12 protein-coding genes are annotated in these 11,363 nt (G+C 55.4%); all 12 read left to right on the top strand.

Annotated features, from left to right (window positions below; genetic code table 11):
* Positions 1–97: 97 nt before the first annotated feature.
* Complete coding sequence (locus PHV74_11585; GenBank protein MDD5095004.1) at positions 98–469, top strand: MMPL family transporter; 372 nt, start codon at positions 98–100, stop codon at positions 467–469.
* Positions 470–1,031: 562 nt separating this feature from the next.
* Positions 1,032–1,865, top strand: coding sequence for a cytidylate kinase family protein (locus PHV74_11580; GenBank protein MDD5095003.1), 834 nt, complete (start codon positions 1,032–1,034; stop codon positions 1,863–1,865).
* A gap of 17 nt (positions 1,866–1,882) precedes the next feature.
* Complete coding sequence (locus PHV74_11575; protein MDD5095002.1) at positions 1,883–2,266, top strand: NADH-quinone oxidoreductase subunit A; 384 nt, start codon at positions 1,883–1,885, stop codon at positions 2,264–2,266.
* 1 nt (position 2,267) lies between these two features.
* Positions 2,268–2,897, top strand: a complete 630-nt coding sequence (locus PHV74_11570; protein MDD5095001.1) for an NADH-quinone oxidoreductase subunit B — start codon at positions 2,268–2,270, stop codon at positions 2,895–2,897.
* Positions 2,887–3,342: an NADH-quinone oxidoreductase subunit C gene (locus PHV74_11565; GenBank protein MDD5095000.1), complete on the top strand. Its 456-nt coding sequence runs from the start codon at positions 2,887–2,889 to the stop codon at positions 3,340–3,342. Before PHV74_11570 ends, PHV74_11565 begins: the two co-directional genes overlap by 11 nt.
* 5 nt (positions 3,343–3,347) lie before the next feature.
* Positions 3,348–4,463: an NADH-quinone oxidoreductase subunit D gene (locus PHV74_11560; protein ID MDD5094999.1), complete on the top strand. Its 1,116-nt coding sequence runs from the start codon at positions 3,348–3,350 to the stop codon at positions 4,461–4,463.
* Positions 4,463–6,085 carry an NADH-quinone oxidoreductase subunit NuoH gene (gene nuoH / locus PHV74_11555; protein ID MDD5094998.1) on the top strand — a complete coding sequence of 541 codons (1,623 nt, stop codon included), beginning with the start codon at positions 4,463–4,465 and terminating at the stop codon, positions 6,083–6,085. Before PHV74_11560 ends, nuoH begins: the two co-directional genes overlap by 1 nt.
* A 2-nt stretch (positions 6,086–6,087) precedes the next feature.
* A complete protein-coding gene (locus PHV74_11550; protein ID MDD5094997.1) occupies positions 6,088–6,606 on the top strand; it encodes an NADH-quinone oxidoreductase subunit J in 519 nt (172 codons plus the stop codon).
* Positions 6,607–6,608: 2 nt separating this feature from the next.
* Positions 6,609–6,926 (top strand): NADH-quinone oxidoreductase subunit NuoK, encoded by a 318-nt coding sequence (gene nuoK / locus PHV74_11545; protein MDD5094996.1) that lies wholly within the window; start codon positions 6,609–6,611, stop codon positions 6,924–6,926.
* Positions 6,927–6,966: 40 nt separating this feature from the next.
* Complete coding sequence (locus PHV74_11540; GenBank protein MDD5094995.1) at positions 6,967–9,024, top strand: NADH-quinone oxidoreductase subunit L; 2,058 nt, start codon at positions 6,967–6,969, stop codon at positions 9,022–9,024.
* 23 nt (positions 9,025–9,047) lie between these two features.
* Positions 9,048–10,532 (top strand): NADH-quinone oxidoreductase subunit M, encoded by a 1,485-nt coding sequence (locus PHV74_11535; protein ID MDD5094994.1) that lies wholly within the window; start codon positions 9,048–9,050, stop codon positions 10,530–10,532.
* A 37-nt stretch (positions 10,533–10,569) separates the two neighbouring features.
* The coding region (locus PHV74_11530) for an NADH-quinone oxidoreductase subunit N (protein ID MDD5094993.1) at positions 10,570–11,363 on the top strand (794 nt) is incomplete at its 3' end.

The raw sequence follows: 11,363 nt of genomic DNA, 5'->3' as shown, positions 1-11,363 counted from the left end.
ACGAGTCCTCTTCTTCTTATTGTCATAGGCCAGGCTGGCAAATGTGGGTCCATTTATCACGGCAGGTCTCCTTGAGTTGATCTGCCATTATTATCGCATGATTCGGGACTTAATCAGAGATTCCTTAATTCAATTTACCGGCGTGGTGGCCATCTCACCCAAGCTCGCCAAGGACATGGATGACAGCCGCGACAAGATGGTCTATATTGGGATCAGCCTCTGTCTCGCGGCCCTGCTGGTTCTATTCCGCCTCAACTGGAAGAGGGTTCTCACTGCTGCCATCCCCATCGGATTGATCCTCGGATGGTCGAGCGGCATTATGTATCTGATGGATGTCAAGGTCAATCCCATCATGGCGACCATGACCGCTCTGATTCTCGGCATCGGCACGGAGTTCACCATTCTGCTACTGATGCGCTACTACGAAGAGCAGGATCGGGGAGAGACACCTATGGCTGCGGCGCATTGACGTTTGCCCGTGACTTCCCCCTGATTACCAATTTCGGCAAGGTCACCGTCATCGACATGGGGCCCTTTGTATCGTCAGCACGATAATAGTGCTGCCGACTATTGTGGTTACGTTCGATTATTGGCGTGAACGGAGATATAGAGAAGCAGCCAAGCTGGAATCCTAGCCTTGAAGGTGGGAATCCAAGCCCGGTGCTTGGATTCCCACCTTCAAGGGAACCCCTATCGGTTCATCCCTGCCGGAATCTCCGAGTTTCTTGATACACCAAGGCTATAGGTATGTTTCGTTCCACGAATTAAGTAATTATACGAATATCATTATCTCAGACGAACTTTTAGTATTATTACAACGCATCAATACTCTCTTGCCATTTACGCGCGGATATGACCCTGATGCTGATAATGAGGACAGGAGTGAGAATCCGGAAGAACATTCAATAACATGATCCAACAATACTTGTTGGAGAAGCAGCGCTTGTTCCGGTACAATAGTAGCCCCAAAGACCTGTCAGACAATTAATGGTGCTAACAACGGGGGACATCCCTTACCATAGGAGGACAGCGTGACCATCATCACCATATCCAGGGGAACATCCGGTGGCGGGAAAGAGCTGGCAAAACGCGTTGCCGATCAACTCGGCTATCGGAGTTTCTCCAGAGAGGAGTTGCTGGCAACGGCCGCCAGCGAGTTCGGGATCGGAAAGGAGGAGTTGGCCGCCGCCGGCGAGAGCAAACCAGGCCTTTTCCAACGGGTGAGCCTGAAAAGAATCCAGTATATCGCTTACATGCGCGCCGCCCTGTGCAAAGAGGTCAAGAAAGATAATGTCGTCTATCACGGACAAGGGGGTAACATGTTGATCGGGGAAATCCCTCATGTCCTCCGGGTAAGGGTGATCGCAGACATGGAGTTCCGCATCAAAGCAGCCGTGGATCAATATTCTTGCGACAGGGAGAAGGCGCTCAAGTTCATCAAAAAGGTGGATGAAGATAGGGGTCAGTGGGCGAAATCGCTCTACGGCATTGATTGGCAGGACCCCTCGTTATACGATCTGGTGATTAATCTGGAGCGGATTGGAGTGACCACGGCAAGTGATCTGGTGGTTACAGCCGCCAGGGAAAGATTTCACACAACGCCTGAATCCCAGAAAATGATGAGTAACTTGGCCCTCTCCTCCGAAATCAGAGCCCGGATTGCGGCCAACAAAGGGATCGAAGATATTGAAGTGGAGATCAAGGCCGATGGGGATATGGTCACTATCGAGGGGAAACCGGATTCGGCAGCAGAAGCAGAGAGAATTATCCGGGTGGTTCGTGAAACCCCGGGGGTCAGGGAAGTTACGTCTGCCATGCGCACCAGAACTTCAGGGCGGCATCATTCGATGCGGGAATTCGAATAGATCAAAGGAAGATCATCATGACGGATAACCTTGGCACTCTGGGTCTGTTCGTGGTCCTGGCGTTGATATTTCCGTTTTTGCTTATCGCGCTTCCTCTTGTTCTCAGACACTGCGGCGTTATTCCGCAACACCCCAGTCACACAAAGCAAGAGACCTATGAGTGCGGCATGAAACCGCTGGGCGATGCCTGGACGCAGTTCAACTTCCACTATTATACTTTCGCCATTCTATTTGTTGTCCTGGATATCATGGCTTTGTTCTTATTTCCCTGGGCGGCGCATTTCCTGGCACTGAGCCGTTCAGCCAAGGTTTACGGACTTGTGGGGGTGATCATTTTTATCTCAATTTTGCTGATCGGATTCCTATATGCCTGGAGAAAGAAAGCGCTGGAGTGGAAATAGCATGTCCGATACCGATCGTCTGATACTTCCCTATTCGAGTGAGGACATCGACCTGGCCGAGGGATTGGCCATTAATGACCTTATCGCTTGTTCCAAGGATCCGATTCCTGATCCTGATGCGTGGCTCTCGGGAGTCGATCACGGCAATATCCTGCTGTCCAGAGCCGATACCGTCCTGGGCTGGGCGCGCAAGCGTTCGTTGTGGCCGATGTTCTTTGGCCTGGCGTGCTGCGCTTTTGAAATGATGGCGGCTGCCGGCAGCCGGTGGGATATGGCCCGATTCGGAATGGAAGTTATGCGGCCCTCGCCGCGCCAGGCGGATATGATCATTGTCTCCGGCACCCTTACATGGAAGATGGCGCCCGCTTTGCGTCGGCTTTACGACCAGATGGCCGAACCGAAATGGGTGTTGGCGATGGGATCCTGTGCCATCAGCGGAGGCACATTTGCCCAATCCTACAGCGTGGTGCCGGGCGTAAACCGGATCATCCCGGTGGATATCTATGTCCCGGGATGCCCGCCGAGGCCGGAGGGACTCTATCATGGCCTCATCAAGCTCCACGAGAAGATCCAACAACAGGGCTATCTCAAGGGAAATATCCACGTGCCGAGGTTGACCAGTGAAGCTTAAGGCTCTGGACGGGAATGAGATGGCCGCCCGAATCACAGGGCAGGTACCCGATGCCGTTATCGAGAGCAACGAAGCCATAATCGTCATTGCATCAGGGAAAATGGTCGAGGTGATGCGTTTCCTCAAGGAGTCGCCGGATTTCGATTTCAACTATCTCAACGGCGTCACGGCGGTAGACAACGCTGACCACTTTGAGATCGTTTACCACCTCACGTCGCTAACGATGAAGCACACCTTGTGCGTTAAGGCGCGTATTTCGGATCGGGAAAACCCAGAGATATTCTCGATCACCCCCTTATGGCGGGGAGCTGAATTGCAGGAGCGGGAGATATTCGATCTGATGGGAATCCGGTTTGCCGGGCATCCCAATTTAAAGCGGATCGTCCTCTGGGACGGATTTGAAGGGTATCCGCTCAGAAAGGACTTTGGCAAGCCGAAGGCTTAAGCGATATGCCGCTGAAGACTGAACTGGTCACTGTGAATATGGGGCCCCACCATCCCTCGACGCATGGCGTTTTCCGCATGCGGGTGACTTTGGACGGAGAAGTGGTCCGGGAAATGGAGCCGATGTTCGGCTATCTTCACCGGGGAATAGAGAAGCTGGCCGAAGGCCGCAACTATACCCAGAACACCCCGTTTACGGACCGGCTGGATTATGTTTCCTCCATGGCAGGCAATTTCGGGTATTGCCTCAGCGTGGAGAAGCTGATGGGGATCGAAGTTCCGGAGCGGGCGGAATACCTCCGGGTGATCATGTGCGAGCTGCAGCGCATGGTCAATCACCTGATCGCGGTAGGATTCTTCCTCAACGATCTGGGCGCAATGATGACGCCGCTCTTGCTGATGTGGCGGGAACGGGAAAAACTCGTTGACCTCTTTGAGATGGCTTGCGGCCAGCGGCTGCTTTACAACTACATGCGGATCGGCGGAGTGAGCCAGGACGTGCCGTCGGAATTTGTTCCGGCGCTGGAGAAGTTTCTCGATGACTTCCCCGGCTATTTTCAGGAGTTTGAAGACCTGCTGAAGGGCAATGAAATCTTGCAGGCCCGAACCATGGGGACCGGCGTGATCTCTGCCCGGCAAGCCATCAACGCCTCGATGAGCGGACCGTGCCTGCGCGCCAGCGGGGTGGACTGGGACCTGAGGCGAGACAATTCCTATTCGTTCTATGATCGCCTGAACTTCGATGTGATCGTGGGCCAAAATGGCGACAACTATGATCGCTATCGGGTCCGCATGGCAGAGGTCATGCAAAGCCATCGGATCGTCAGGCAGGCGCTGGCAAAGATGAAGGACCTTTCCCCGATCTCGTCGATAAGGGCCAGGACTCCCAAGGTGTTGCGCCCGCCGAAGGGAGAGGTTTACGCCGCGATCGAAGCGCCCAAGGGCGAGATGGGGTTCTATCTGGTCAGCGACGGCTCGGCCAAGCCGTATCGCTGGCACGTTCGCGCACCGGACTTCATCAATTTGGGTGTGCTGCGCGATATCGTGGTCGGCAGCAAGATCGCCGATCTGATCGTCACCTTTGGAAGCATCGATATCTGTCTGGCGAGTGTAGATCGATAATGATAACTCTGCCCGAAGCCCCTCAAACAGTCTCACCCGCCTCTTGGTGGCTGGATAGTCCGGTTTCCTCGGATTGGCCCTTCCACAATTTCTGGGCGCATTGGGTGGTCTTTGGTGTAGGCATCATCGCCGGTGCGCTCTTGCTGGTGATGTCTTTCATCTGGTTTGAGCGCCGATTCATGGGGCCGTTTCAACTGAGAATGGGGCCGAATCGCGCCGGTCCGTTCGGTCTCCTGCAACCGGTGGCCGACGCTATCAAGATCATGATGAAGGAGGACGTGGTTCCCACAACCGCCGACAAGGTGGTTCACTTCATCGCCCCGATCCTTATCTTCTTCCCCGTTCTGCTGATGTTCGCCGTCATTCCCATTCAGAACGGGGTGGGACTCATCCCTGATCTGAATGTCGGATTGCTGTTCCTGGTAGCGGTCGGCTCCATTGAGACCATTGCCGTTTTCATGGCCGGATACGGGTCGAACAACAAGTATGCCACCATCGGCGCGATGAGAAGCGTGGCCATGATGATCAGCTATGAGATGCCGATGGCTCTGGCGGTAGTGGCTGTGGTAATGGTCACCGGCACGCTCTCCTTGCAGGGGATAGTTATGGCGCAATCGGTGCCGTTTGCGCTCCTGTTGCCGATCAGCTTCATCTTCTACTTCATCTGCGCGCTGGCCGAACTGCAGCGGACGCCTTTCGATCTGCTGGAAGCCGATTCGGAAATCGTCGCCGGATATCACATCGAGTACTCCGGGATGAAGTTTGCCATGTTCTACCTGGGGGAATATGCCGGCGCCATCATCCAGTCGGCGATCATCGTCACCCTGTTCCTGGGCGGCTGGAAAGGACCGATATTGCCTCCGTTCATGTGGTTCTTCTTCAAGCTCTTTGGCGTCTTTTCCTTTATCGTGTGGACCCGAATGACCTGGCCTCGCGTTCGGATCGACCAGTTGATGGCCTTCGCCTGGAAATACATGCTGCCCCTTTCGCTGGTCAATCTGCTGGTTGTGGCCATTGAGACCATTTACTGGAACCCGGTTGGGTGGTGGCTGGTCCCGGTGAATATCGCTATCTCGGTTATCCTGCTGACCGGATGGGCGGCTATGTTCAAATTCGGAGAAGGGCAGCGATTTGCCCTTCCTGTGGGGATCGGCTTGATGCGGGGACTTCTGGTCACGCTCAAGCACGCCACACGCAAGCGCATCACGGAACAATATCCGGAGCAGCGGCTCACCGTCTCCAAACGAACCCGAGGGCAGGAGTTGGTCTGGGATCCGGTAGCGTGTACTGCATGCACCGCTTGTTCCCTGGCCTGTCCTCACGGCGTTATCCAGATCAAAATCTCCAGAGGAGCCGATAATAAGAAAGTGGTGGATCGGTTCGATTGCGATGAAGGGCTCTGCATCTTTTGCGGACTCTGCATCGACGCGTGCCCATCCAACGCGCTCTTCTTTGGCCGCAGCTACGAGCGCTCCAGGTACCGGCGGGAAGAGTTCTTTGTCCATGCGGCGGATATGTCTTCGCCGGAAAAGGAGAGAAGCGCCTACCTCAAGCCGGAACTGGAGGAGGGCTTGCCCGAGCAGACGCTCTTGATCTATCGCAAGCATAAGAGGCCTTTTTAGAGATGGGTGTTGATATTGCTTTCTGGATTTTCGCCATTGTGGGCGTGATCGCTGCCATCGGGGTGGTGGCTCTACGCAACCTGTTCCGGGCGGCATTGATGCTGGTGCTGTGCTTCTTCACCGTCGCCGGGATCTATGCCAGCCTGAGCGCCGACTTCCTGGCGGTAGCGCAAGTGCTGGTTTACATGGGCGCCATTTCGGTGCTGATCATCTTCGCCGTGATGCTGACCAAACAAGTCAGGAGCGGCAATCCTTTCAGCCGGGCCTGGCCTCTGGCTTTGGTCACATGTGCCTGTTTGATGGGATTGCTGATCTTTGGATTCGTCGATACCACCTGGCCTTCTATCAACGCCTCGCAGATCGATGCGGTGAATCTCGTAGCCGAAAACGAACCCACTACAGGACCTATCGCCGACGCCATATTCAATGAGGATGTAGGATTCCTGCTTCCGTTCGAGATAGCGGCGACGCTGATCCTGGCTGCCGTTCTGGGAGCCATCGCACTGATGAGGGATAAGTAAACATGGACGTTGGACTGAATCATTATCTGGTTCTATCGGCCATATTGTTCTCCATCGGCCTCTTTGGGGCGCTTTCCAAGCGCAACGCCATCGGGGTTCTGATGTGTATTGAGATCATGCTCAATGCGGTCAACATCGCGGTGGTGGCGTTCTCACGATATCTGGTGCCGGACAAGGTGGTTCTGACCGGGCATGTCTTTGCGCTGTTTGTCATCGTTGTGGCTGCGGCCGAGGCTGCCGTGGGGCTGGCTATCGTGATTGCGCTCTACAAGAATCGCGAGACCGTGGATGTCCAGGAAGCCGATTCGATGAAAGGATAGTAGGGGCAACTCTTGTGGTTGCCCTTTGAGAAAGATATAGATGATACCTGATAGCGCCGTCTGGTTAATCATTTTCTTGCCGGTCATGGCGTTTCTGCTCAACGGCCTGATAATGAGGCCGCTGGCGAAGGAGAAGCACGCCCGATATTCCGGCTATATCACTATCGCTTGTATCGCCGGATCGCTGGGACTTTCCATCTGGACAGTTGCCTCGGTGGCCAGCGAAGGCACCCAGGAATTCCCCAAACAGATCAATACCCACTGGCTCTCCATCGGGCAGAATTTCGATGTCGAGATCGGTTTGCTGGTGGATAAACTCTCGGCCATCATGGTGCTGGTGGTCAGTATCTGCAGCCTGATGATCCAGATCTATTCGCAGGGGTACATGAAGGGCGATCACGGTTACATGCGCTTTTTCACCTGGATGCCGCTCTTTACCGCTGCCATGCTGGGGGTAGCGCTATCCGGGAACTTGCTGTTCACCTTTGTTTGCTGGGAGCTGGTGGGACTGTGCTCTTACCTCTTGATTGGATTCTGGTATCACCGTCCTTCCGCCGCGACTGCTGCCAAGAAGGCCTTTATCGTCACGCGGCTGGCCGATATCGGGCTGGTTCTGGCGCTGGTAGGGATCTACCACGGAATGAATGACACCGCTGTCAGCATGGGATACAACGTGTTCAATATCCAGCACCTTCCCGAGGTGGCCCATGCAGCGATCATCGGCGGCTTCCTGACCACGGGCGCATTTACCTGGATTCTGCTGGGCATCTTCGCCGGAGCCGCAGGCAAATCCGGCCAGTTCCCGCTCCACGTGTGGTTGCCCGACGCCATGGAAGGCCCAACGCCGGTCAGCGCCTTAATCCATTCCTCGACGATGGTCTGTGCCGGCGTGTATCTGATCGCGCGGGTATTTCCTCTCTTTGCCATGCCCGATGGGGAGACCGCAGCGCTGGTGGTTGCTGGCATTGGCGGATTCACCGCGATCTTCTCTGCCACGATGGGCATGGTGATGTACGATATCAAGCGAGTGCTGGCCTATTCCACCGTGAGTCAACTGGGATACATGATGTTGGGATTGGGAACAGTAGCTTATGGCGCGGCCAACGCTCATGATCCCGCAGAAGCCGCTCATCTGATGGAGATCGGTTTTGCCATCGGCATGTTCCACCTGTTTACGCACGCCTTCTTCAAGTCGATGCTGTTCCTTGCCTCGGGAAGCGTGAATCACGCCACCGGAACATTCGACATGCGCTTGATGGGCGGCTTGCGCCGGCATCAGCCCTGGACCTTCGCGGTCTTTCTGGTCGGGTCGCTGGCTCTGGCCGGCATCTGGCCGCTGGCAGGATTCTGGAGCAAGGACGGCATCCTGTTCTATGCCTGGGAGAACACCCCGTGGTTCTTCTGGTTTGCCATGATCACCGTCTTCATGACGGCGTTTTACATGTTCCGCGCCGTCTTTATGACCTTCTATGGGGAGTTCAGGGGTGGAGACCCGCTGGGGTTGCCTCACTCGGAAAAGGCTGGGGAAGGTGCGCACCACGAGGTTCACCCGCACGAATCCCCGGCAGTGATGGTATGGCCAATGGTCGTGCTCTGCGTGCTGGCAATCGGAAGCGGCTGGACCGTCGGATCGCTAAGCGCAGTCGAATTCCTCGGCGGGGAATGGCATGGCTTTTTTGCTCCGTTCACCCAATTCGAATTCGACGCGGAGCACGCGTTGCCGCTCCTGGGGCTGATCGTGGCGCTGTCCGGTATCTTCACTGCTTATACGATCTACAGCGCGCAGTGGATATCCAACGAGGCCATCGGCAGACTGTTCAAACCTGTCCGCACGCTGTGGTATCGCAAATACTACATCGATGAATTATACGAAGATGTACTGGTGAGGGGAGTATTGATGAAGGGCGTTTTCGGAGCTCTTGCCTGGTTCGATACGATTGTCGTCGACGGCATCGTGAACGGAGCGGCCGCTCTGGGGCGTAGTTTTGGAGGCCTGGCGCGCAAGCTGGAAACAGGCCGGCTGCAGGAATACGGGATCGCGATGGGGTTCGGGTTGGTGGTGATCATGGCTGTGATCCTGATCGGGTTTCATTGGTGAGTTCATAGGAGGATTGGTCGCACTTGGAAGATATCAACATCCTCTCGATCATACTGGGAACGGTTCTCTTCGGCGCGATAGCGATTGCTTTGTTGCGCATCAGCGACAGGGGAATCAAAATCCTGGCGGCGATCTTCACCGGCCTTGCCTTTGCGCTATCGATTGCCATGTTCGCCAGCTTCGATCGATCGGTGAGCCTCCAGTTCATCGAGCGCTACACCTGGATCGAATCGATCCGCGCCGAATACTTCCTCGGAGTGGACGGCTTGAGCGCGCCTCTGTTCCTGCTGACCGCATTCCTGGGTTTCCTGTGCATATTCATCTCGTGGAAAATCACCGATAGGGTGCGGGAACATTTCGTATGGCTTTTGCTGCTGGAATTGAGCATCCTCGGCGTGTTTGCCGCCCAGGACTTCTTATTGTTCCTGATCTTCTGGGAAATCGAGCTGGTCCCGATGTATTTCCTGATTTCGATATGGGGAACCAAACCTCCGCTGGGCAGAAGAGAGTACTCTGCCTTCAAATACCTGCTTTATACCCTGCTCGGCAGCGCGGGGTTGCTGGCGGGAATCTTGGTGGCCTATTTCGAACTGGGCACTTTCGACATGACCCAGATGGGAGATCTGTCTGCCGGGGTCAGTATCGGAATGCAAACCACCATCTTTTTCCTGATCTTCTTCTGCTTTGCGGTCAAACTGCCGATGTTCCCGTTCCACACATGGCTCCCGGATGCTCACACCGATGCACCCACTGCCGGCAGCGTGATCCTGGCCGGTGTGCTCATCAAAATGGGCGGGTACGGAATGATCCGGCTGGTGGGAATATTCCCGGAAGTGGCCAAGGACTATGCCTGGTTGCTGGTGCTTTTGGGGATCATCGGGGTGATCTATGGCGCGGCGGTCACCCTGCGCCAGACGGACCTCAAGCGGCTGATCGCCTACAGCTCGGTGAGCCACATGGGATATGTGTTGGTGGGAATCTTTGCCCTTCAAGAGGTGAGCCTCACGGGTGCCTCATTGCAACTATTCAGCCATGGTGTGATCACCGGGCTGCTCTTTGCGATGGTCGGGGTGGTCTACGATAAAACCCACGAGCGAAGGCTTCCCATGCTGGGAGGGCTTGCCCGGCAGATGCCGGTAGCAGCGGTAGTGTTCAGCATAGCCGGATTGGCGTCGCTCGGTTTGCCCACAACCAGCGGCTTCGCTGCCGAGTTTCTGATATTCGTCGGCAGCTTCGACAGCAATGCGTTTGCAGCTGTCCAGATATTTACCATCATCGGCATTCTGGGGATCGTGCTGACTGCCGGATATATTCTATGGATGATCGAGCGAACCTTCTACCGCGAGCCTATGAGCCAGTTCGATCACCTGCCGGACGCAGATAAGAGAGAGCGTTTGGTGATGTTCTCTCTGGTGCTGGCGATCATGGTCGTCGGGATCTTCCCGCAGGTCTTCACGGACGTCATCGATGTGGCGCTGGAGCCGACCGTATCGGCCATCGGGTTGTAAATATGAGGTCAATTCGCATAGTGATGAGGAGAAAGTCTTGGAATGGCATCTGATATCGCCTGAACTGAGCATGGCCGTGCTGGCTGTACTGGTGATTCTTCTGGACCTCTTTGTCCGGAACAAACGGCATGTAGCGATGCTCAGCGCAGCGGGGCTGATCGTGCCGTTAGCCTTGAGCATCGATCTGTGGAACGAGGGCGGTCCGGCGATGAACAACATGCTGGCCGTCGACCGGTTTGCCCTGTTCTTTAATGTCCTGATCATCGGAGCGACGGCGATGGTGATCCTGTCCTCGTGGGAATATGTCAGCACCAGGATCGAGCATCTGAGGGGGGAGTTCTATGCGTTGATCCTTCTCTCGGCGCTGGGCCTGATGGTTCTGGCAGCCGCCCAGGAAATGATCACCATCTACCTTGCCCTGGAGCTTTCCGGCATGTCTCTGTACGCACTGGTTGCCTTCCTGAAGGATCGCAAGTCCACCGAGTCGGGGATAAAGTATATTTTGCTGGGCGCGATCGCTTCTGCCGTCCTGCTCTACGGCATGGTGCTGGTCTTCGGGTTGACCGCCAGCACCCATCTGGACGCCATCAAGGATTCCATCGTCGCCAACGGGATTCGGGAGCCGGCGCTTCTCCTCGGATTTGTGCTTATCGCGGCCGGTTTTGCCTTCAAGATATCGGCTGTGCCCTTTCACATGTGGGCTCCTGATGTCTACGAAGGCGCGCCAACGCCGATTACCGCTTATCTTTCCGTCGCCAGCAAGGCTGCCGGATTTGCTGTGATCATGCGCATTTTCTTCACCGGCTTCGGATCTCCCGAGTGGCTGCGCGA

It is taken from the genome of Dehalococcoidia bacterium (genome assembly GCA_028711995.1).
Taxonomy (GTDB): domain Bacteria; phylum Chloroflexota; class Dehalococcoidia; order SZUA-161; family SpSt-899; genus JAQTRE01.
Note: the sequence above shows the minus strand (reverse complement) of the source record. Positions and strands in the feature narration are given on the sequence as shown.

Coding starts and splice junctions, on each gene's coding strand:
- nuoH (MDD5094998.1), top strand. CDS start 4,463: ATGATAACTCTGCCCGAAGCCCCTCAAACAGTCTCACCCGCCTCTTGG.
- nuoK (MDD5094996.1), top strand. CDS start 6,609: ATGGACGTTGGACTGAATCATTATCTGGTTCTATCGGCCATATTGTTC.
- PHV74_11570 (MDD5095001.1), top strand. CDS start 2,268: ATGTCCGATACCGATCGTCTGATACTTCCCTATTCGAGTGAGGACATC.
- PHV74_11585 (MDD5095004.1), top strand. CDS start 98: ATGATTCGGGACTTAATCAGAGATTCCTTAATTCAATTTACCGGCGTG.
- PHV74_11575 (MDD5095002.1), top strand. CDS start 1,883: ATGACGGATAACCTTGGCACTCTGGGTCTGTTCGTGGTCCTGGCGTTG.
- PHV74_11540 (MDD5094995.1), top strand. CDS start 6,967: ATGATACCTGATAGCGCCGTCTGGTTAATCATTTTCTTGCCGGTCATG.
- PHV74_11550 (MDD5094997.1), top strand. CDS start 6,088: ATGGGTGTTGATATTGCTTTCTGGATTTTCGCCATTGTGGGCGTGATC.
- PHV74_11560 (MDD5094999.1), top strand. CDS start 3,348: ATGCCGCTGAAGACTGAACTGGTCACTGTGAATATGGGGCCCCACCAT.